The organism is Candidatus Marifrigoribacter sp. Uisw_064 (assembly GCF_047730175.1).
Lineage (GTDB): Bacteria > Bacteroidota > Bacteroidia > Flavobacteriales > Flavobacteriaceae > Marifrigoribacter.
In genome coordinates, this window is record NZ_CP159833.1 from 801,978 (window position 1) to 825,924 (window position 23,947).

16 protein-coding genes are annotated in these 23,947 nt (G+C 32.8%); 12 read left to right on the forward strand and 4 right to left on the reverse strand.

Annotated elements, in window-relative coordinates:
- The first annotated feature begins 76 nt into the window (after positions 1-76).
- From ABXT64_RS03645 to murI, 8 genes are all read left to right on the forward strand, one after another.
- Complete coding sequence (locus ABXT64_RS03645; protein WP_443634028.1) at positions 77-733, forward strand: acetoin utilization protein acuB; 657 nt, start codon at positions 77-79, stop codon at positions 731-733.
- 111 nt (positions 734-844) lie between these two features.
- Positions 845-1,729, forward strand: a complete 885-nt coding sequence (locus ABXT64_RS03650; protein WP_443634029.1) for an NAD kinase — start codon at positions 845-847, stop codon at positions 1,727-1,729.
- A gap of 100 nt (positions 1,730-1,829) precedes the next feature.
- Positions 1,830-2,525 carry a type IX secretion system protein PorG gene (gene porG, locus ABXT64_RS03655; RefSeq protein WP_443634030.1) on the forward strand — a complete coding sequence of 232 codons (696 nt, stop codon included), beginning with the start codon at positions 1,830-1,832 and terminating at the stop codon, positions 2,523-2,525.
- 5 nt (positions 2,526-2,530) lie between these two features.
- Positions 2,531-3,271, forward strand: a complete 741-nt coding sequence (locus ABXT64_RS03660) for an isoprenyl transferase (protein WP_443634031.1) — start codon at positions 2,531-2,533, stop codon at positions 3,269-3,271.
- Positions 3,255-5,849 (forward strand): BamA/OMP85 family outer membrane protein, encoded by a 2,595-nt coding sequence (locus ABXT64_RS03665; protein ID WP_443634912.1) that lies wholly within the window; start codon positions 3,255-3,257, stop codon positions 5,847-5,849. The genes ABXT64_RS03660 and ABXT64_RS03665 overlap by 17 nt, the downstream gene beginning before the upstream one ends.
- A 35-nt stretch (positions 5,850-5,884) precedes the next feature.
- The gene (locus ABXT64_RS03670) at positions 5,885-6,718 is read left to right on the forward strand and encodes an OmpH family outer membrane protein (RefSeq protein ID WP_443634032.1); all 834 of its coding nucleotides are present in this window, start codon (positions 5,885-5,887) and stop codon (positions 6,716-6,718) included.
- Between the two features lie 47 nt (positions 6,719-6,765).
- The gene (locus ABXT64_RS03675; RefSeq protein WP_443634033.1) at positions 6,766-7,272 is read left to right on the forward strand and encodes an OmpH family outer membrane protein; all 507 of its coding nucleotides are present in this window, start codon (positions 6,766-6,768) and stop codon (positions 7,270-7,272) included.
- 72 nt (positions 7,273-7,344) lie between these two features.
- On the forward strand, positions 7,345-8,136 hold the full coding sequence (gene murI / locus ABXT64_RS03680; RefSeq protein ID WP_443634034.1) for a glutamate racemase: 792 nt from the start codon (positions 7,345-7,347) through the stop codon (positions 8,134-8,136).
- Here murI and ABXT64_RS03685 read toward each other — a convergent pair.
- Together ABXT64_RS03685 and ABXT64_RS03690 are read right to left on the reverse strand one after the other, a co-directional pair.
- Positions 8,133-8,867 (reverse strand): LytR/AlgR family response regulator transcription factor, encoded by a 735-nt coding sequence (locus ABXT64_RS03685; RefSeq protein WP_443634035.1) that lies wholly within the window; start codon positions 8,865-8,867, stop codon positions 8,133-8,135. The two genes, murI and ABXT64_RS03685, sit on opposite strands and share 4 nt — an antisense overlap.
- On the reverse strand, positions 8,867-11,065 hold the full coding sequence (locus ABXT64_RS03690; protein WP_443634036.1) for a tetratricopeptide repeat-containing sensor histidine kinase: 2,199 nt from the start codon (positions 11,063-11,065) through the stop codon (positions 8,867-8,869). The genes ABXT64_RS03685 and ABXT64_RS03690 overlap by 1 nt, the downstream gene beginning before the upstream one ends.
- Before the next feature lie 202 nt (positions 11,066-11,267).
- Here ABXT64_RS03690 and ABXT64_RS03695 point away from each other — a divergent pair, with 202 nt between their 5' ends.
- Positions 11,268-12,422 (forward strand): VWA domain-containing protein, encoded by a 1,155-nt coding sequence (locus ABXT64_RS03695; RefSeq protein WP_443634037.1) that lies wholly within the window; start codon positions 11,268-11,270, stop codon positions 12,420-12,422.
- Positions 12,423-12,453: 31 nt separating this feature from the next.
- On the opposite strand, the gene ABXT64_RS03700 is transcribed toward ABXT64_RS03695, so the two are convergent.
- Both ABXT64_RS03700 and ABXT64_RS03705 read right to left on the reverse strand, forming a co-directional pair.
- Positions 12,454-13,455 carry a PorP/SprF family type IX secretion system membrane protein gene (locus ABXT64_RS03700; protein WP_443634038.1) on the reverse strand — a complete coding sequence of 334 codons (1,002 nt, stop codon included), beginning with the start codon at positions 13,453-13,455 and terminating at the stop codon, positions 12,454-12,456.
- Positions 13,456-13,464: 9 nt separating this feature from the next.
- Positions 13,465-19,977, reverse strand: coding sequence for a choice-of-anchor L domain-containing protein (locus ABXT64_RS03705; protein WP_443634040.1), 6,513 nt, complete (start codon positions 19,975-19,977; stop codon positions 13,465-13,467).
- A 72-nt stretch (positions 19,978-20,049) separates the two neighbouring features.
- Between ABXT64_RS03705 and ABXT64_RS03710 the strand changes: the two genes are divergently transcribed.
- From ABXT64_RS03710 to ABXT64_RS03720, 3 genes are all read left to right on the forward strand, one after another.
- Positions 20,050-20,949, forward strand: a complete 900-nt coding sequence (locus tag ABXT64_RS03710) for a NifU family protein (RefSeq protein ID WP_443634041.1) — start codon at positions 20,050-20,052, stop codon at positions 20,947-20,949.
- Between the two features lie 137 nt (positions 20,950-21,086).
- Positions 21,087-23,207: a thioredoxin domain-containing protein gene (locus tag ABXT64_RS03715; RefSeq protein ID WP_443634043.1), complete on the forward strand. Its 2,121-nt coding sequence runs from the start codon at positions 21,087-21,089 to the stop codon at positions 23,205-23,207.
- The gene (locus ABXT64_RS03720) at positions 23,204-23,908 is read left to right on the forward strand and encodes a hypothetical protein (protein WP_443634044.1); all 705 of its coding nucleotides are present in this window, start codon (positions 23,204-23,206) and stop codon (positions 23,906-23,908) included. The genes ABXT64_RS03715 and ABXT64_RS03720 overlap by 4 nt, the downstream gene beginning before the upstream one ends.
- Positions 23,909-23,947: the final 39 nt, after the last annotated feature.

Genomic DNA, 23,947 nt, shown 5'->3' on the forward strand with positions numbered 1-23,947 from the left:
ATAATAGTCAACAAAAATACAATTAGAAGCCGTGCTTTACGTCTTTATTTTAAGTATTTTGCAAAAAATAGTTAGATTGAATACTCAGCAATACATCATAAACGACATCATTCCTTTTGAAATTTCCTCCTCGATTAGAGAAGTTCAAAACGTATTTAATCAGCTTACGTATTCTCACATTCCTGTGTTGAGGGATGGTGAATATCAAGGCTGTATTTATGAAAATGACGCCCATTGTTTTGATGGCACCAAAACCCTAAATGATTATCTGTATTCATTAGAAGTCTTTTTTGTTCGAGAAACTATAAATTGGTTAGATATTATAGAAGCCTTTGCATTACATAACAGTAGTATTATGCCCGTTTTAGGGGCTGACAACAAATATCTTGGCTATTATGAATTAGGAGATATCATGTCTATTTTTAGTGAAACCCCATTTTTAAATGAAGCTGGTGGTATTATAGTTGTTGAAAAAGGGTTGAAAGATTATTCATTTAGTGAAATTTGTCAGATTGTAGAATCGAATGATGCAAAAATACTAGGAGTTTTTATATCTAAAATGGACAATGAAAAGGTTCAAGCTACTATAAAAATTGGTCATACAGGTATGAATGCGATTGTGCAAACCTTTAGACGTTATAGTTACAACGTTACTTCTAGTCATGATGAAGATAAATTTATAGAAGATTTAAAAAATCGTTCCGATTATTTAGATAGATATCTTAATATATAAGAAAATGAAACGAGCATGCTAAAAAAGTTCATCACTAAACGGAATCATTAAAAGCGAACCTGCCTTTGGCAGACAGGTAGCATGTGACCTTTAAAAAAATAATATAGTCTCATGAAAGTAGGTATTTACGGTCAGTTCTATCATGAAAACTCTGAAACATATATTCAGCAGGTTTTAGAAACCCTTCAGAAAAGAAAGGCAGAAATCTGTATTGAGAAAAAGTTTTTCGATCAGATTAACAAGAACAAAGAAATTTCGAATAACCTAAAAGGAATTACTACTTTTTCTAGCATCGATAGTTCTTATGATTTTTTCTTCAGTATTGGAGGAGACGGTACTATTTTAAAATCGATTACTTATGTGGGCGATTTAGGAATTCCTATCGTGGGAATCAATACCGGTAGGTTGGGTTTTTTGGCAAACATTCAGAAAGAAAAAATCAAAGAATGCATCAATCAAATTTTTGATAAAGACTTTACTATTTCTGAAAGAAGTTTATTGTCATTAGAAACTGATTCCGAAGAAACAGAAATAGGAAGTTTAAATTTTGCTTTAAATGAAGTCGCTGTCAATAGAAAAAATACGACTTCGATGATCAAAGTTGAAACTCATATAAACGACGAACATCTAACTTCATATTGGTCTGATGGGTTAATCGTTGCAACACCTACAGGGTCCACAGGATATTCATTAAGTTGTGGAGGCCCAATTATCGATCCAAGCACCAGCAGTATTATTTTAACACCTATTGCTCCACACAATCTAAATGCAAGACCTTTTGTTATTCCAGATTCTAGTACGGTAACTTTAAAAGTATCTGGTAGAGAAAATACATTTTTAGTTTCGCTTGATTCAAGAATTATTACGCTAAATAATAACACTACAATTACCATTAAGAAATCTCCATTTACTATTAAAATGGTACAACTTCCCAACGACAGTTTTATAAAGACCTTACGAGGCAAATTATTGTGGGGAGAAGACAAAAGGAATTAAACAATAAAATGAAATAAAACTTGTTAATCAACTGAGACTATATCACTATGAATTAATTAGTAGTGATTTAATTATTATATTTGCAAACTTTTCAAGGTATATGAAGCATTTTATTGTCCTTTTATTAATTAGTATAGTACCATTCATGGCACAATCTCAAACCTATGAGATTGGAGCATTTATTGGGGGTGCAAATTATATTGGTGATTTAGGAAACACATCGTACATATCACCTAATACTACAGCATTTGGAGCGATTTTTAAATGGAATCGAAGTGCCAGACATGCATTTAGGGGGTCTATAACTAGAGCTTCCATTGAAGGAAATGATGCTGATGCTGATGATGTAAGAAGAAGACAAAGGGGTTATAATTTTAAAAATACGGTAACAGAACTATCAGTAGGTTTAGAATATACTTTTTGGGATTTCAACATGTATGGGGGTCAGCCGGTTTCTACTCCTTATTTATATACAGGTCTTACTTATTTTTTTTACGATGCTTTAAGTAAAAACGATGTCAATAATGTAATCTCAAAGTATGATAGTGCTGCAAGTATGTCCATTCCAATGGTGGTAGGCTACAAAGCATATTTAGGCGGAAATTTAGTTTTAGGTTTTGAGATTGGAGCCCGTTATACTTTTACAGATGACTTAGACGGTAGTAATCCTATTAAAGGATTAGAAGATAATAAAAGTTTGAAATTCGGAAATATAGATAGTAACGATTGGTATGTGTTTACAGGATTAACCCTTACTTTCACTTTCGGAAGACAACCTTGTTATTGTAATTTTTAAATTTAATGAGCCTTCAAGACCAAATTGATAAAAACAAATTACCTAATCACTTAGCTGTGATTATGGATGGTAATGGTCGTTGGGCAAAACAAAAAGGACTCTTTAGAAATAAAGGACATGAAAAAGGAGCGAAAACTGTAAAAGCAATCGTGGAAGCATGTGCTGAGATTGATATTCCTTTTTTAACCCTGTATGCTTTTTCAACTGAAAATTGGAATCGCCCTAAATTAGAAATTGATTTATTGATGAGATTATTGGTTTCCTCTTTAAAAAAAGAACTGAAAACACTTCAAAAAAATAATATAAAACTTAATGTCATCGGAAATATCGATTCATTACCTAAAAAAACTATCAAGGAACTTTTAGATGTAATTGAAAAAACAAAATCAAATTCTAGAATGACATTAACTTTAGCTTTGAGTTATGGTTCGCGTGAAGAAATCATAAAAACTATTAAAGAGATTAGTCTTAAAGTTAAAAATAACCTAATTTCGCCCGAAAATATTGATGAATCAGTAATTAATAGTCATCTTTACACGCAAAATTTACCAGATGTAGATTTATTAATACGGACCAGTGGTGAACAACGTATAAGTAATTTCTTGTTATGGCAAATTGCATATGCTGAACTATATTTTACAGATATACTTTGGCCTGATTATACGAAAGATAATCTATTTGAAGCAATATTAAATTATCAAAACAGAGAACGCAGATTTGGAAAGACCAGTGATCAACTCAAATAAGAATAAATTTTTTCAATTGAAAAAAACCAGGTATTGTATATTTTTAATTACAATACTTTTTTCATTTTCTATTCATGCCCAACAAAAAGACTTAGATGGTGGTAAAAAGTATACCATCAATTCTATCGAAGTTACTGGTGAGCAAAATTTTAATGAAAACACAGTAATTGCATTTACAGGATTAAAAGTTGGGGATCGTATCTTTATTCCTGGTGAAAAATTAAGTGCTGTAACAAAAAAACTTTGGGAACAAAACCTATTTAGTGACATTGCTTTTTATGTTAAGAAAATAGAAGGTGATAAAGTTGATTTAGAACTTTACATTGTTGAGCTACCTAAGCTAAATGAAGTTACTATAGAAGGAGTTAGAAAAGGAAAGAAAAAAGAACTTATATCAGACAACAACTTAACTCCAGGAGTAAAAATTACTAAAAACCTGATAACTACTACTAAAAATTATCTTAAAAATAAATATAGAGAGGAAGGGTTTTTAAATACTCAAGTTATAATGACTACAACTCCTAATCTTGATTCGAATGGGGTTGAAATTTCAAAAAATCTTAAAATATTAATTAACAAGAATGAACGTGTAAAAGTTAGTTCTATTGAGTTCAATGGAAACGAACAGCTTTCGGATAAAAAATTGCGTAAAGCAATGAAAAATACTAAAAAGAAGAATCCGATTCGAATCTTTAAAAGATCTAAATACACCTTTAGTGGTATTGAAGAAGATAAAGCTTCCATTATTAAAAAATATAAGTCAAGTGGTTTTAGAGATGCACGAATTTTAAGTGACACCTTAATAAATGACAATGACAAAACTATCTCTCTTAAATTTGATTTAGAAGAGGGTAAAAAATATTATTTTGGAGATATTCGTTTTATAGGGAATAGTGTCTATACAGACAGTCAATTACGTCAATCTCTTGGTATTAGAAAAGGAGAAACATATAATGGAGTTTTATTACAAGAACGTATAGAAGACAATACAGATCCAGAAGCACAAGATCTTACTAACTTATACCAAAACAACGGGTATCTTTTTTCTAGAATTAGCCCAGTAGAAGTTGCAGTTAGACAGGATACAATAGATTTTGAAATTAGAATTCACGAAGGAAAAATAGCCTACTTTAATCATGTTACCGTCGTAGGAAATGACAAAACCAATGATCATGTAATTTATAGAGAATTACGTACTCGTCCTGGACAAAAATATAGCAAACGAAATGTAGTTAGAACTATTCGTGAATTAGGTCAAATAGGATATTTTGATCCAGAACAATTATCTCCGAACTTTATTAATGTTGATCCTAATAACGGAACATTAGATATCGAATATTCTGTAGTTGAAAAAGGATCGAGCCAAATCGAATTGCAAGGTGGTTTTGGTGGTGGAGGTTTTGTAGGTACTCTGGGGTTATCCTTTAATAATTTCTCACTTCGTAATATTTTAAATGGAGAAGCTTATAAACCACTTCCTATGGGAGATGGTCAAAAGTTATCTTTAAGAGCACAAGCAAGTAGTTTTTACCAAACATATAGCTTATCTCTAGTAGAACCATGGCTAGGCGGCAAAAAGCCAGTGCAGTTTAGTGCATCTTTTTCTCATACAATACAATACTTATTTGATTTTCAATCTCGAAATGTAGATAAAGATCAACGATTCCTTATTACTGGTGGGTCTTTAGGTATTGCTAAAAAATTAAAATGGCCTGATGATTTCTTCGTACTCTCACAAGCCATTAGTTACCAACATTATAATTTGAAAAACTATAATACAGGTCTATTTACATTTGGTGATGGAGAATCTAATAACTTGGCATACACAATAGGAATAAGTAGAAATAATACTGCTACAAATCCTATATTCCCAATGAGAGGATCTGAGTTTAGTATATCAGCAAAACTTACTGTTCCATATTCTGCTTTTAGTAGTACTGACTATAAAGCTTTAGCAGAAGAAAGAGAAGATAACGAGCTTCTTATAACAAATGATGCTACAAATACTTTAGCAAGAGAAAGAATTGCTGAAATTGACCAAGAGCGTTTTAAATTGTTAGAATATTATAAAGTTAAATTTAAAGGTACTTGGTATACAAATATTATTGATAAATTAGTACTTCGAACGAACACAGAATTTGGGTTTTTAGGAGCTTATAATAACGATAGAGGCTTACCTCCTTTCGAACGCTTTTTTGTTGGAGGTGATGGTTTAGGGTCATTTAGTTTGGATGGACGTGAAGTAATTCAGCTAAGAGGTTATCCTAATCAAGCCTTATCAAATAATGATGGAGATAACATTTATAATAAATTTTCGTTAGAATTAAGGTATCCTATTACATTGAAGCAAATGGCTTCAATATATGTTTTATCATTTATTGAAGGAGGTGCTTCTTATGATGGCTTTAGAAATTATAACCCATTTAGTGTTAGTCGTTCAGCTGGAGTAGGATTGCGTATCTTTATGCCAGCATTTGGATTATTAGGAATCGATTTTGCATATGGGTTTGACCCTATATTAGGTGGAGTACAGCCTAATGGATGGGAAACTCATTTTATAATAGGACAACAATTTTAATTTTGGCACGATATTTTCTAAAACAATAATAACACATGAAAACTAAAAAGTTAATTTTAATCACGCTTATTGCTTTGTGTTTTACTTTGGTGACAAATGCTCAAAGAGGAACTCGAATTGGATATATAGACATGGAATATATTCTTGAAAATGTTCCAGAATATAAAGAAGCAACTATTCAACTTAATGGTAAAGTTCAACGTTGGAAAGTTGATATTGAGAAAATGAATAATGAAGTTCAACAAATGAAACTTAATTTAAGTAATGAAAGAGTATTACTTACTAAGGAATTAATTGAAGAGCGTGAAGAAGAAATTAAAATAAAAGAAGATGAAATGATTAAATACCAACAAGATCGTTTTGGTCCTAATGGTGATTTAGACATTCAAAGAAGGCAACTAGTACAGCCTATTCAGGATCAAGTATTTAATATTGTTCAAGAAATAGCTGTCAACAAAAAATATGATTTCATTTTCGATAAATCTGCAGATATTGTCATGTTATTTGCTGCTGAAAGAAATGATGTTAGTGACATTGTTTTAAGAAGCATAAACAGAGCTGCAAAGAGAACAGAAGTTCGTACAAAGAAAGATAAGAGAGAAGTTGAAAAGAGAGATGACCTTTCAATGGAAGAAGATAATGAAGTAACAGAAAGAGAAAAAGCTGTTGAAGATAAAAAAGACGATCGCCAAAAATTAATGGAAGATCGTAAAAAGGTCCGTGATTCTGTACGAGCAGTTAAAAAAGCTGAATTCGATGCAAGAAGACAAAGATTATTAGATGAAAGAAAAAGAAAAAAAGACTCTATTTTAAACGCAAGAAAACCAAAAAATAATACTCCTGAAGAAGAAAACGACGGAGGTATTTAATATCAATTATAACAAAAATCATAACACTTAAATTAAAAACTATTACAATGAAAAATTTCAAATCATTATTCGTAGCACTGATGTTGTTCTTAGGAGCTACTAGTTTTGTAAATGCACAATCTAAAATTGCTCATATAGATACGCAAGCGCTTTTAACTTCAATGCCTGAAATGAAAACTGCTCAAGGTCAACTTGAAAAACTTCAGAAAACATATGATGTTGAGATCAAAACTCTAATGAAAGAGTTTGAAACCAAATTAAAGCAATGGGAAGTTGAAGCTGAAACTAAAACTGATGAAGAAAATGCTAAAAGAGGTCAAGAAGCTCAAGGAATGCAAAATAATATTGCAGCCTATAGAGAGCAAGCAATAAAAGATCTTCGTCAAAAAGAAGTAGATGTATTTAACCCTATTAGAGACAAAGCACAAACAGCTATTCAAAAAGTTGCACGTACTCAAGGATACCAATATGTTTTAGACTCTTCAAGCGGAACTACAATTCTAGCTGAAGGAAAAGACCTATTAGTTGACGTTAAAAAAGAATTGGGAATATAAGTTTATACTTATTTTTTAAAATTATTTAAAAACTGTTCTCCTTTTGGGAACAGTTTTTTTATTTTTATACAAATGAATAAAGGAAATAATATAGGCATTTTTGATTCTGGTGTGGGTGGTCTTTCTATTTGGAAAGAGATTCATCAACTCATGCCTTATGAAAATACTATTTATTTAGCCGATAGTTTAAATGCTCCCTACGGAAACAAATCCATAGATGAGATTATTTCATTAAGTATAAAAAACACTGAAACCCTCTTAAAAATGGGTTCAAAATTAATTGTGGTTGCCTGCAATACTGCAACAACAAATGCAATTTCAACGCTTAGAGAAAAATTTAATATTCCTATCATAGGCATAGAACCTGCTATTAAACCAGCAGCATTAAACACTCAATCTAAAAGCATAGGGGTTTTAGCTACTAAAGGCACCTTAAGCAGCCAATTGTTTAGTTCAACCTCTAAAGAGTTTACAGAGGGCATACAACTAATTGAAGTTATTGGAGAAGGATTAGTGCGATTAATCGAAGAGGGTAAGTTAAATAGCCCTGAAATGAATACTTTGCTGAAAAAATACGTCGACATACTTCTCAATGAAAATATCGACTATCTTGTTTTAGGATGTACTCATTATCCTTTTTTAATTCCACAATTAAAAAAAATAATTCCACCTTATATAAAAATCATTGATTCTGGCGTTGCTATAGCAAAACAGACCTATGCTCTAATAGAAAAAAATAAGCAATTAAATACCTCAAATAAAAACCCTAGCTTCCAGTTTTATAATAATAAGAATACTGAAACTATGGCTATGTTATTAGAAGCATCTAAAGAAAAAATTGAAATAAACTATTTATCGTTTTAATTAAAAAAGGCTAATAATTCTTTTTTACGAGAAGGGCTTACCATAACCTGTTTACCATTGGTTAATACCACACTTCCTCCTTTTCCTTTTTTGTATTCTTTTATCTCATTTACGTTTACTAAATACGATTTATGCACCCGTGCAAAACCGTTTTCAGATAGAATCTCTTCAAAATGTTTTAATGTTTTACTCACCAATCGTTTCGTGTCTTTTAAAAATATATTGGTGTAATTATCGTCTGCCTGGCAGTATAAAATATCTTTAATCTCTAAAACTTCGAAGCCGTTTTGTTGTGGTATGGTAATCTTTCCAGCAACCTGATTTATGATCGGTTTTAATACAGTGTTTTGAAGACTATTTTCTTTTTCTTTTATTTCTGACACATAATCTACAGCTTCAATCAACTTATCAATTGATATGGGTTTTAATAAATAGTAGGAAGCGTGTGCATTTAAGGCATCGATGGCATAATGATTATATGCGGTTACAAATACAGTTTCAAACTGTCTATCTCCTACCCTGTCTAATAAATCGAATGCATTTCCGTAAGGCATTTCTACATCTAAAAAAACCAGATCTAAATCGTGGTTTCTAATTAACAATAGTGCTTCTTCAACATTAGCAGCTTCTCCTAACAAAGTAACTTTAGGACAATATTTAGCAATATAATTGCGTAATATCTCCCTACTTGTTTCTTCATCTTCAACTATAATTGCTTTTAAATTATCCATTAGTCCTTCTTTAATATTAATTGAACTCTCGTTCCTTCATTGTTTTCAGAAACATTAGAAATCTGAACATCTACTTTATCTTTATACATTTCATTTAAAATATTTATTCTCTTTTTAATGTTACCCATTCCTTTTGAGTTCTGCTTCTTTTGATGCTCTGTTTTTAACTCTTTCGACTTTTTTCTTCCTATACCATCATCACTAATTGAAATTCGAATACTTTCAGTATCTAAATGCTCAAAATTAATAGTAAGATTTCCTTTTTCTTCTTTATATCTAAGGCCATGCCAAACAGCATTTTCAACATAAGGCTGCAATAACATTGGAGGAATCACAAACTCACTTAACTTTAATTTTTCGTCGACGGTGATGGTATAATCAAATTTATCTTTAAATCTAAAGTGTTCTAATTTCACATAAATTTCCAGCAATTCAATTTCTTTTGTCAAGGGAATAAAATCTTCCTCACTATTTTCTAAGACTGATCGCATAAGCTGAGAAAACTCACTTAAATATTTATTAGCAGCGCGTTCATCATTGGTGGCTATAAAACTATTTACTGAATTTAGTGCATTAAATATAAAATGCGGATTCATTTGAGTTCGAAGTGATTTTAAAGCCAATAAATTATTAGCATATTTTTGTTGTTTTACACTTCTAAACTGCACAAATGCTGTGATTAATAAAAGTAATGCAATAACAATTAAAGACCCAATAATCCACCATTGAACTCTACTGTTTTTAAGGGTTAACTCTTTATTTTCTTCCGCTAAATTATAACGACTTTCATTGAGTTCTCTTTCACTTTCAAGGCTTGTAATTCTATTTTGTTTTAAAGCTATTTCTCTACTAAATCGTGCAGCTTGTGATATTTCTTGCTCTTTTTTAATATATAATTCATCTACAATATTTACATATCGTTCGTAACTATTAGCTGCTTCATTAAATTTACCAATGCCTTTATATATTTCTGAAAGCTTACGAGTTGCATCTTTTTGTACTACTAAGTCTTCTTTTTTATCTGCTTCTTCAATACTTTTTTTTAGATAAGGAATCGCTTCCTCGTATTTTTCTTGTGCTACAAATGCATTAGCTATTTTATAATTTTGCCGTTGTGGAGTCAAAGGGCTTTCTAGATCTTCCTCTTCACTATCGTCATCCATAGATTCTATTTCATTTAAAGTCTCTTCTCTTAATTGTATTTCTTTTTCATAATCATTATTCTGATTGTAAAAATCTGCTACTGTATTTTTTTCGCTTACCGCTCGTTTTTTATTCTCTTGGGAGGCAAGGTTCAAAGAATTGTCGAAATAGGTTTCAGCTTCTTCATTTGCGCCTCCTTGAGCATAGGCTAATGCTATTTTAGAATTTAAATTGGTTATCTTCGGAATAATAGCATGTGAATTTGCAATATCAAGCCCGTTTTGATAATTATAGATGCTTTTCATTTCATCATTCACAGCAAAAAAATTATCGCCTAATCCTTCATACACTTCTACTTTTTGATAATTTGATAGGGGTTCATTTAATAAATCATTGAACAAGGCAATACTCTCTTGGTACTTTTTATTCATTCTAAAAGCATCAGCAAGCTTGATTTGGATGTTACTATTTGAAATTGCAGATTGACTTCGCTTATAATTATCAACCGCTAAATCGTACTGCTTCCAATGCATGTATATATCTGCCAACGTTTCAAATGCCATGCTATTTTGTAAATTTGTAGTTGAAAGACCGCTTACCGATTCTAACGCTTTTGCTACATAACCTATACTTCTTTTAGCATCTTTTTTTTGATGAAATTTAGCCGAATCTATATATGAAATAAATACATCTTGATTTCTACTTTTTTTTGTTCTTGACTTAGATACCGGAAGAATTTTATCATTTGCCTCTTCTACTTCAATCTTAATTTTTTGTTGATCCTTTATGATATAGTAGACTGTTTCAAATGTATCACTTCGTATAATTAATTCATCTCCTACTTTTGCTTCAATAAAAAATAATCCTTCTCGATTGGTCGTGGTATATCCACCTCCATTTATTTCAACATTTACCTTTGAAACAGGTTGATTTGTAGTAGATTCTATTACTTCGCCTTTTAAAGTAAATGAAGAACTTTTACTGGTATTATTTTGTGCTACACCAGTTGTAACATTAAATAGTATAATAGAAATTATGAAGATTAGGAATCTCATCTTAGGGTTTTAAAAGGTAAACTTACATCCTTTACAGCTATTATAAAAATGAGAAAATTTAAAAAGCGCTCTTTTAAAGATGAAATAGTTGACTTCACTAATTCAAGAGGGTAGTTCCCTAATTCATTTAGCCGATTAGCTCAACACTTGTTTTTTATAAAATAGGTTCGCCTTAGGTTTACAGTAATATAAAAACAACATTATGAAAAAAATAAAAATTTTATTGTTACTCCCTCTTTTAGTAGCATCCCTTTCTTGCAAAGCAGAAACAAAAAAAGAGATTGCTATGAATACTCCAAATGAGAGTGCCGAACCCATTAAAGAGCATTTTATTAAAGTAGCGCTATTATTAGATACTAGTAATAGTATGGACGGCTTAATTGATCAAGCAAAAGCCCAACTTTGGGAAATTGTAAATGAATTATCATACGCAAAATGTAAAACTCAGAGACCAAATCTTGAGATAGCATTGTATGAATATGGGAATGATAATTTATCTGAAAAAGAAGGATATATCCGAAAAATATTAAGCTTTACTGACGATTTAGATGAAATTTCAAAGGAATTATTTTCTTTAACAACCAATGGTGGAAGTGAGTATTGTGGAACAGTAATTCAATATTCCCTAAATAATCTTGAGTGGGGTTCTAATGCGGATGATTTAAAAATGATATTTATTGCCGGAAATGAACCATTCACACAAGGAAAAGTAAATTATAAAGATGCCGCTTCTAATGCAAAAGAAAAAGATGTTGTTGTAAACACTATTTTCTGTGGCGATTATAACAATGGTGTTTCATCAAAATGGAAAGATGGAGCTCAATTAACTTATGGAGATTATATGTCAATTAACCATAATCAAAAAACGGTACATATAGATTCTCCTTATGATGATGTTATTTTACAATTGAATATTAAATTAAATAAAACCTATGTAGCATACGGACAAAACGGGCGCAATAAAACAGCAATGCAAAAGCAACAAGATGACAATGCTGCAGGATATAGTAAAGCAAATGCTGTAAGTAGAACCGTTTCTAAAGGGTCTCATTTATATAAAAATAGTACCTGGGATTTGGTTGATGCTGAAGAAGAAATTGAAGACTTTAGTTATGATAAAATTAAAAAAGAGGATCTGCCAGATAATTTAAAAGATAAATCTAGCACTGAATTAAAAGCGTATGTCTCAATACAAAGAAAAGAAAGAGAAAAGATTCAGAGTGAAATTTCAGGATTAAATGAAAAGCGTCGCTTATTTATTATTGAAAAGAAAAAAGATGCTTCAAATGGCTTAGAAAGCGCCATGATAAATGCATTAAAAAAACAAGCTGAAAAAAAGAATTATTCTTGGAATTAAAAAAAGCCCCGATTGGGGCTTTTTTATTTTATTAATTAATCGCTGGACAATTACAGTCATAAGGTTCTGCTCTTCCTCCAAGAAATTCGTAACCTAAAGTAATTTGATGAAAACCACCGCTATCAAATTTTATATTCCCAATCTGATAAGAATAAGTATAAGCGAACATAAAGTTCTTAAAGTTAACTCCTAAAACAGGTGTGATATTTTGTAGTTTTTGATCGCTAATTTCAGTTCCATCTAAAAATTCAGATCCATCAAAACTTCTTCTATAAGAAAGTCCTCCCCAAATTTTACCAAAATCCATTTCACGATATGCTTTAAAATTAATATCGATAGCTTGCTCTCCAGTACTTTCAGAAAGCTGAAACATAAATGAAGGTTCATAAGTCCAAATTGAACCATAACTTCCAACTGCATATGCAGCAGAAATTAAATAACGTCTTTGATTATTTGATTCAAATTTTTCGGAATTTAAATTCCTATTTCTAAAAATTATATTTTTTACAGTAAAGTGTCCTGAGAAGTCTAAAAAGTTATACGATACTCCTGCATCAACATTAAAATAAGACGTACTCTGAATTATTCCTGCAATGATTGGATCAAAATCGTTTGGATCAAATTGTGTTTCATCTAATTTTGTTTGAACTATACCAACACTTAGTCCAAATGAAAGTTGATTTAAATCTGCTGGGCTTCTTGAAAACATTAAATGATGAGCATAGGTTATATATCCTCCAGTCTGTGAATGATATCCATTTTTATCATTAAATGCTATAACACCAATCCCAGAATTTTCACCCAATCTCGTATTATAACTTATGGTTTGTAAATTTGGCGCCTCATCTTGATCAAACCATTGTTGTCTTGCAGTTAGTCGAACTTGATTGTATGTACCTGCACCAGCCATTGATGGGTGAAGTAAATAAAGATTATCTGCTAAATAATCTGAATAAATGGGTATACCATCCTGTGCAAATGATAGCTGTGTCACCAATAACAGTAGGATATAGTAGGCTTTTTTAATTTTCATAATATAATATTATCTTTTTAAGGTAAAATGTCCTTTAAATTCTTTTTGTATGTCGTCTTCAGTGTATTCCACTCTGAACCAGTAATCACTCGATGGTAATGGATTGCCATTATACGTTCCATCCCATCCCTCTCCAAGAGGACTGATCTGTTTAAGTAATTTTCCAAACCTGTCAAATATATAAATTTTTGCCGTAGGATCACCCGTTGCGATTCCAATGATATTCCAAGTATCGTGATATCCATCTTGATTTGGTGTCACAAACCTAGGATAATCAATCACACTTACCTCGATCTCTACACTTCCACATCCATTAACATCCTGTATCGTTACTACATGTAACCCTGGTAATACATCGATAAATACATCGCCCTCTTGGAACACTCCATCATCCAACTGGAAGACATAGTCTCCCAAGCCTTCTACCGTTACATGGATCACATGAGTGCCCGTATAGGTATCGGTAACTCCCGAACTATCCGTATGGATTACTTCATTAATAGCAAAAGCTCCACTTACCACCTCCGCACTATACACAAGTGGTGGTGAGGATAACGTAACTAACGTATCTGCACTATTACTACAACCCGTCGCACGCTCTGTTACCGTAACACTATACTCTCCACCTGCTAAGGCTACCAACGATGCACCGATCTCTCCAAACATTTCTACACTATCATAATACCAAACAAAGGTATATAAATTTGCATCTAAACCAGTATCAATCACAGGGGGAGAATCTGCTCCATCTTCCTGCTGAATAGGATTACCTAAGACATCAACACATAAACGGTAACTACCATCTATTACAATGGTTGGTAACTCCTCTACCTTTAAAATCACCTCCACGATAGCATGACACCAGATATCATCTGTTGTCGTATTGGACGTATTAGTAACTCTTGCGTAGATAATCTGTGGATTAATCACATTGGTATAGGTATCTCCAATATCTGTCATTGTTTCTCCTGCCTCTGCCAATTCCAAAGTCTCATAAAATTTAAGTACAAATATCGCCGGATCTTGTCCGTCTAAGATCTCCTGACGAATATCAATACCACTTATATTAGCACTGAAATCTTGCATGTCAAATGTCGCAATACCATCATTATCGCCCTGATCATCACAAATAGCATAAGGATCTGATGGCATAACGGCTGATGCGCCCTCTTGGACCACCAATATAAAATCCTGCATTGTTATATAACAACCCGTGACTGTGTTTAATATCCCTATATAAATCGGAGTTTCGGTCGTATCATAAAAATAAGGCGTCACTGATGATACCCAATTCAACATATTCTGAGCATCGGTAAAGTCTTCAAAATACAATACATCAAATATCGATGGATCCTGACCGTTTAATACCTCCCCGTTCTTACTATCTAAGATAATAGAGTTGGTACCCACAAATGGTAACTGACAATCTATCTCATCTGAAACATCTGCCGTAGCATCTGGTAATGGGTTTACTAGTAACTCCAATGGAATCACTGTATAACATCCTGTGCCCGTTGCAGGGGCTATATCATCATAGGTAGCTCTAATCCAAATCGTTTGGCTAAAAGCCTCTTCATTGATATAAGGACTCACTATCTGATCTATTGGATCTCCAATAATCGCTTGGGCCTCTGTTAGGTAATAACGAACAACTACCCCAGCCTCCCCATTGATAATATCTATATCCAAATCTGTTAATATAAACTCCGTAATACCATCATCTGGTATATCCTCATCACAAGCCTCAAAAGGATCCTGTGCTACAGGTGATGGATTATTAAGTACCGTTAAAGTTAACAGGTCCCTAGCCTCACAGCCCTCTGCACTAAAGATACTTACATATAGCGTTTGAGGCGTACTGGTATTCTGATACGCTGTATCGGGGATGATAGGATTGTTAGTATCCTGATCCACTTGAGTTTCATAATAATATACAGACAAGGTCGTGTTCCCTAAAGTAATAGCATCATTATTCAAGGCTAAATTAAACGTTGATATCTCATCGGTTCCTGTACTGCCATTTAGAAGGTCATCACAATTATCCATATTAAAAGGTCCCGTACCTAGGGTTGGCATCACACCAACAATCAATTCAAAAGAAGTAATACGAGTACATCCTGTCTCCAGGTTCTCTATGCGGACCCAGATCGTCTGGCCAGAACTACTATAATTTATCGCATTGGCAATCGCATTGGCATTGGCAATAGCATCTGGCTCGCTCATGTGATAGGTAACGGGTGAAAAATCCAATGGATCTTGAGTCCCAATAACAAAAGAAGTGTTCTGCGTTAAATCAAAGACAGCAATACCATCTCCATTGTCATCACACTCTGTTAAATCTCCAAAATCATCCGTAGGTTGATCAGGTAATTGCGCCACAATAATTGCTAACTCAATAATGGTATAACATCCTGTTACGGAATTAATCACTCTTGCCCATACACTATCGTTAAATGGGTCGTCATTCTCATAAGGAATAGGCAATACATCGGTGTTATCTCCTTGCTCTGCTAATTCTTGTGTACCATAGTAATCCACCACTATATTTGGTTCCCCATCGATAATCTCTAGGTCCATATCTGATAAGGTAAATTCAGCAAAACCATCATTGTCATCATCACAAGCTGTTAAAGGGGCTACAACTCCTGGAGTTGGATTAGGAAGTACCAGAAGGGTTAGCTCGGTCTCTATCACACAACCCTCTACACTAAATACACTTACATATAAGGTCTGAGGCGTACTGGTATTCTGATACGCTGTCCCTGGTGTTATAAAGTTGTTGGCTGTCTGATCTGCTAGTGTCTCATAGTAAAAAACAGATAAACTTAGGTCTCCCAAGGTGATCGCTATATCATTGAGGGTTAAATCAAAGGTCGAGGTCTCATCAGTACCCGTACTGCCATTTAACTCATCATCACAAAGCTCCCTAGTAAAAGGTCCCGGTCCAATAGCTGGTAACACACCTACAATCAATTCAAAAGTACTAATGCGGATACATTCAGTGGCTATATTCTCTATACGTACCCAAATGGTCTGTCCGCCACTACTATAAGCCCCTGGAGTTAATATCTCATTGGCGGGCAAATCTGCATCTGCCTGGCTAGTATAATAGGTTACAGGTAGAAAATCTGAAGGATCTTGAATTCCAATCACAAAGGAAGTATTGATTGTTAAATCAAATAAAGCAATACCATCTCCATTGTCATCACACTGACTTAAATCTCCAAAATCATCCGTAGGTACATCTGGTAATGGATTTACAACTAGTAGTAATTCAATCACTGTAAAACATCCTGTAGTATTATTCTCAACTCTAGCCCATACACTATCATTAAATGGATTATCATTTAAATAAGGATTTGGTAATATATTTAATATATCGCCCTCTCTGGCCAATATCTCATTCCCATAATAGGCGATACTCACATCAGGCTCTGTGCCCATAATCTCAGTATCCTTCAAGCTTAAATCGAACAGCGAAAAGCCATCATTGTCATCATCACAAACCTCCAATGGTGTTGGAGTCACTGGCGTAGGATTTGGCAAGACTCTAAGGGTTAATAATACCCTAACATTACATCCTAGCACATCCGTAACTCTAGCTATAACCGTCTGTTCATTGATCAGAGAATTTCTATAATCTGATGGAGTTACAATAGGATTATCAGCCGACTCATCAGCTGGACTCTCATACCAAGTAACTAGTAAAGTCGTATCGCCGCCCCTTATAAAAGCATCAAAACTCGTTAAATCAAAGGAACTAAAGCCGTCCGTAGAAGTACTCACTCCTGGAATCTCATCATCACAAACCTCATACCGGTCCGTTGGCTCTATTGCTCCAGGTAAAGCGTCTACTATTAAATCTAAGGGAACTATATTATAACAACCAAACCCTCCATTATTAGGATCCGTATTACTAACATTACCAACCACTAAAACATAAATAGTCTGGGCATTGGGTACCTGATTCTGATAATTTAATGGAGCGACTATCGCTAAAGAAAAATCTGGTAAAGGACCTATAGCAACTTCACCAGCAGCTATCGCATCGGACTCTACTACATAATAATAAAAATCCCAATCCAAAGCATCCAAACCGTCCAAAACTTCAGGCTCTACTTCTGATAAATCAAACTCCTCTAGTCCATCGCCCGGGTTATTTACATCACACAGTCGTAAGGGCTCCGCAAGCTCAACAATCAAAGGACTATTGCGGACCTGAAGTTCTAAAACTATGACAGCAAAACAGCTGCTAGATATACTTTCAACCCGTACATATACAACATCATTATAAGCAACATTATTATCATGGGGGCTACTCAGTGGTAAAAGGTTATTTTCAGCATTTATTTGCGTCTCATAATAGCTTACAGATAAATCTGGATCGCCTCCAGTAATATCTAAATCAGCATCAGTAAGTGTAAAAATGAAAAAGCCATCATTGTTATCATCACATTCGATTAATGGTAATGGACTATTTGGTATTGGTAATGAATCTACTTCAATTAGCACATTTTGTGAGCTATCAAAACAACTACTATTATCTACTTCTCCAAATCTAATATAAATTGTTTCCGAAGGAGCCGTAACAGCATAAGGGGAAGCCAATGCCCCTATTCCTGCATCTGCATCTACTTGAGAACTATGATAAGTAATTATATATTCCAATGGATCTTGCCCATTTAATACTTGAATATCAAAAACAGCTGAAAGATCAACTTCTTCATCTCCTGTATCATCTTGATCACATACCACATATGGATTTGGTGTAATAACACCTGCCGTTGGTAATGGATAGACTATTAAATCTAATGGAACTATATTATAACAACCAAACCCTCCATTGTTAGGGTTCGTGTTGGTCGCATTACCTACTACTAAAATATAAACCGTCTGAGCATTAGGTACCTGACTCTGATATGCTAAAGGAGTTACAATCGCCAATGAAAAATCGGGCGTAGGACCTATAGCTGCATCACCCGCTGCAATCGCATCGGCCTCTACTACATAATAATAAAAATCCCAGTCCAAAGCGTCCAAGCCGTCCAAAACTTCCGTCTCTACCAAACTTAAATCAAATTCCTCAAGCCCATCGCCAGGATTATTAACATCACACAATCGTAATGGCTCCGCTGGAGCAACAATCAAAGGACTGTTGCGGACCTTCAACTCTAATATCGTCGTGGAATAACAAGTACTACCTGAACTCTCTGCACGTACATACACCACATCGTTAAATGCGACATTGTTTGGATGAGGGCTGACTAATGGTAAAACTCCATTATCCGCATTTAATTGGGTCTCATGATAGGTCAAGGTCAATAAAGGATCGCCCAAAGCAATATCTAAATCCAAATCCTCTAACTCAAACTCCGCAAAACCATCATTATCATCATCACAAACTACTGTTGGTAATGGATTTTGATTGATTAAGGGGAGATCTAAAAATTCAATAAAAATTTCGCCCTGTGCTTCACAACCATTTTGACCTCCGAAAGCAACAATTAATCGATATCTTCCTTCTTGAGTAACAAGTAGGTTTTGTGCAAGTTCTGGTGGAGCAAAAGGAACATATATCCCAGAACCAATTGGATCTTCAAATTGCCATTCATAAGTTGTCCCTGGAGGTGCTATAAATTCTGGTTCAATTAAATAAGTTTCACCTGCACATATTGCAGTACCATCTGCTACGGTAAGATCATCTCCTAAATCTACACTTCCAATACTAAATGAACCTGCTTCTAAAAACACAGCTGAATCATAAGCGGTATCTTGTTCATCAGCAATAGCTAGTTGTATTGTATAAGGGTTCCCTGATATTACAGGACCCATTGCTGTCATTACAACGGTTTGACCATTAAAATCTATAGCAGCAAGATTTTGATCATTAAAAGGTTGAAAATTATATTTATCAAAATATATTTCATTAATTGCTGGACAACCTCCAGGAACATTGGGATGTATATTTGTAGCTTCTATAGGAATATTAGTCCCTGGGATAACCGCTAAGTTTTGCACTATTCCCGTTATTTGATCTGTAAGTACAAACGCAAATGCATCAGAATATGTACATTCAAAGTTTTGATTATATTCTTCCGAAGCAAAAATAAAATTAAAGCTTATTTCATCTACAAAAGGAATAAAATCGAACTGAATTAGTGAAGCGTTATTAGTATCTGTTGCTGTAGTATTATCTTCAATTACAGGACTTCCTGGCCATCCAATACCTCCATCACTATGAATTGTTAAGTTAGGTCCAGAAGCATTTGCTACATTTCCAGATGTTAAAATAACACCTGCGGCAAATGGAAAATCAGATCCATTAGCGTCGAAAGCTCCAATTCCATTAACATCTCCAAAATCGGTGCCAGTTCTTTCTCCAAAGTTTGATACAGCGGCACAAGAACTATCAATTAATATATCTTCAATTAATTGTTGAGTTGTAAGCGTCTCATCAATGGTAATCTGTGAATATCCGATTACTGAAAAAAGGAATACTAGGGCAAGTAATTTTTTTCTCATAGCAAGCAATTAAGATTTCAAATATATTGAATACATTGGTTTTCTTTTCATATTTTTGTAAAAAAATTAGACATGCCTCAATTTAACATATCTGTACAACCCACTAATAATGAAAATATTGTAAAATTTGTTGCAAACTCTTTTTTAGTGCAAACTAAAAGCTTTGAATTTAACAATATAGATGAATGTCAAAATAGCCCTTTAGCGCAGCAGTTATTTCATCTTCCTTTTGTAAAAACAGTTTATATCTCTCAAAACTTTATAGCCATTGAAAAGTTTAATATTGTTAATTGGGAAGAGGTTCAAGAAGAAGTTGCTTCAAATATTGTCGATTATTTAAATTCTGGTGAATTAGTTATAATTGAAAACAGTTTAGAAACAAAAAACCCTACCACTGTATATGCTGAAAGCACACCAAATCCTTCAGTGATGAAGTTTGTTGCAAATAAAGCATTAACCTCTAACACTTTTGAGTTTAAAAATATCGAAGAAGCTAAACATTCTCCTTTAGCAAGTGAATTGTTTAATTTTACATTCATTAAGGAAATTTTTATTAGTGCTAATTATATTTCAATATCAAAAGTTGAAGAAGTTGAATGGCAGTTAATAACTAATGAATTAAGGGAGTTTATTAAGAATTATATTGAAAATGGAAAACCTATTTTTTTAGATACTATCCTTCAACAGGAGTCTTCTACTAATAGTACTTCAGAAAAAAAGACAGCCTATACCGATATTGAAGAGGAAATTATAAGTATTTTAAATGAATATGTTAAGCCTGCTGTAGAAAGTGATGGTGGAAACATTGCATTTGATTCATTTAATGAAGAAACTAAAACAGTTCGAGTGTTATTACAAGGTGCCTGTAGCGGTTGTCCTTCCTCTACTATTACCCTTAAAAGTGGAATTGAAACAATGCTTATAGAAATGCTTGATGGAAAAGTCACTACAGTAGAAGCTATTAACGGATAGTATTATTACTGAATTTCTTGTAAATGTTAAGATTACTTTTGAAGTAAAATAACGGTAACGAATCAAATACTAAATTAACTATTCAAATACGTTTTTGAAATTTCAAAAGCGTATTTTTGTTTCTATACTTAATCTTTATGCGTACAATTCTTTCATTATTATTTTTCGTTTTATTTTTTTACTCTTGTAACACTTCAAAAAAAGAAATCGTGGAATCTCATCAATATACCAATGACTTAATTCATGAATCTAGCCCTTATTTAATACAACATGCCCATAATCCTGTTAACTGGAAAGCATGGAATGAAACTACGCTTGAACAAGCTAAAAAAGAAAAAAAACTTATTATTATTAGCATTGGGTACTCAGCTTGTCACTGGTGTCATGTTATGGAAAAAGAAAGTTTTGAAGACTCTTCTGTTGCTGCAGTTATGAATGCAGAATTTATAAATATAAAGGTAGATCGGGAAGAACGTCCTGATGTGGACCAAATATATATCAACGCTGTACAATTAATGACTGGAAGTGCTGGCTGGCCTCTTAATGTTATTACATTACCTGACGGAAGACCTGTTTGGGGAGGCACCTATTTTAGAAAAAAAGATTGGATCAATGCATTAGAAAGTATGCAAGAAGTTTATAATAAAGATCCTCAAAAGTTAATAGATTATGCAGATCGGCTGGAGGAAGGTATAAAAAGCATGGATTTGATTACTCTAAATACAGAAGACGTTGATATTACAAATTATCCTTTGAATACTAGTTTATCTACTTGGAAAAAAAGTTTTGATCATAAACATGGAGGCTATAATAGAACCCCAAAATTTATGATGCCTAATAATTTTGAGTATTTATTAAGACATGCAAACCAAAATAATGATAGAGAACTATTGGATCATGTTTTGTTGACGCTAGACAAGATTGCTTACGGAGGCATTTACGATCATATTGGCGGTGGATTTTCTCGATATAGTACAGATATTAATTGGCATATTCCACATTTTGAGAAAATGCTATATGACAATGCCCAAATGGTAAGCTTATATAGCCATGCCTATATGATTACTAAGAAACCATTATACAAACAAGTTGTTTTTGAAACACTAGCATTTATTGAAAGAGAAATGACACAGAAAGACGGTGCTTTCTACTCTTCTTTAGACGCATCTAGCGAAACGATTCACGGAGAAATAGAAGAAGGTGCTTATTATACCTACACTAAAGATGAATTAAAAACTTTGTTAGGTGAAGATTTTTCACTTTTTTCAGAATACTATAATGTTAATAATTATGGGAAATGGGAAAAAGATAGTTATGTCTTGATTAGAAAGAAAAATGACATTGAAATTTCTGAAGAATTTTCAATTTCCTTAGAAGATATTCAGAAAAAGAAACAAGCATGGAAAGACATTTTACTTTCCTATAGAAATAAAAGACCCTTACCAAGATTAGATGATAAAACCCTAACCTCTTGGAATGGATTAATGATTAAAGGCTATGTAGAAGCTTATAAGGCTTTTCAGAAAAAAGAATATTTAGATGCGGCATTAAAAAATGCACATTTTATTGCAAATCAACAACTACAAAGTTCTGGAGCATTGTTTCATACCTTTATAGATGGCGAAAGTTCTATTAATGGTTATTTAGAAGACTATGCTGCTGTTATTGAGGCATATCTTGTATTACATGAAGTTACCTTAGATCAACAATGGATTGAAAAAGCTAAGACTCTTACTGAATATTCATTTACTTATTTTTTCGATGTTGAAAAAAGTATGTTTTATTTTACATCGACAGAGGATCAAAAATTAGTGACAAGAAATATAGAATATAGAGATAATGTAATAGCGGCTTCTAACTCAATCATGGCGAAAAACTTATATGTACTTTCTCATCATTTTGACAATCAGAAATATGAAGAAACTGCTCGGCAAATGTTGAAAAATATTCTTTCAGAAATGGAAAACTATCCTAGTGGGTTTTCAAACTGGTTAGACTTATTAGCAAATTACCAATCCAAATATTATGAAATAGTAGTGGTTGGTAAAAATGCTATTGCAAAAACTTCAGAAATTAATACTCTTTATATTCCAAATAAATTAGTCGCTGGAAGTATTTCAGAAAACAACAATCTTCCGCTTTTAAATCTTCGCTTTGTCGAAGATGAAACATTAATTTACGTTTGTGTTAATAACACTTGTAAATTACCTGTAAGTGAAACAAATAAGGCTATAGAACCTTTAAAAAAATACAAATGAAAAATTTGATAGTACTCTTATTTATTAGTTTAACCTCTTTTTCTGTATTTCCACAAGGTATCGATGCAGCTTATAAACTTAGCGTTAGACATATAGAGATCTCCCAAATAAATGAATTTGAAGGATTATCTGATGAAATCATAAAAAACATGGATGGTTCACCTTATGCAAATGATAATTTCATTTTGGGGAATATCTATGAAAATGGCAAATTAGTTAAAGAGAGTATATTGCTTAGGTATAATATTTTTTCAGATGAAATTGAAATTAAAAATCAAACAAATACTGAAAAATATACTGCATTATTAAAAAATCCAGACTTAACAATAAAAATATTAAATGAAGTTTATGTTTTTATTCCATTTAATGGATCTTTAGAAAAAGGTAATTATTTTAGCATAATCAGTACTGGAAATAAGTTTGATTTATACAAAAAAACTACCATCACCTTTAAACAATCTCAAAAAGGAAAAACTTCGTATGAAAACGACACACCTGCAAAATTTATTACAAATAATACGCTCTATTTAGTTTCAAAGGACACTAAGTTTTACGAGTTACCTAAAAGCAAATCCAAATTTTATAAGGTCTTTAAAACTAAAGAAAAAGAAATGAAAAGTTTTGCTAAAAAAAGCAAATTGAAAATAAAAAATGAGATAGATATAAAGCGTCTCCTTCAATACTATCACTCTATACTTTAACCCCTCAATTTAAAAAAAATCATAAAGTAAACTTTCTTC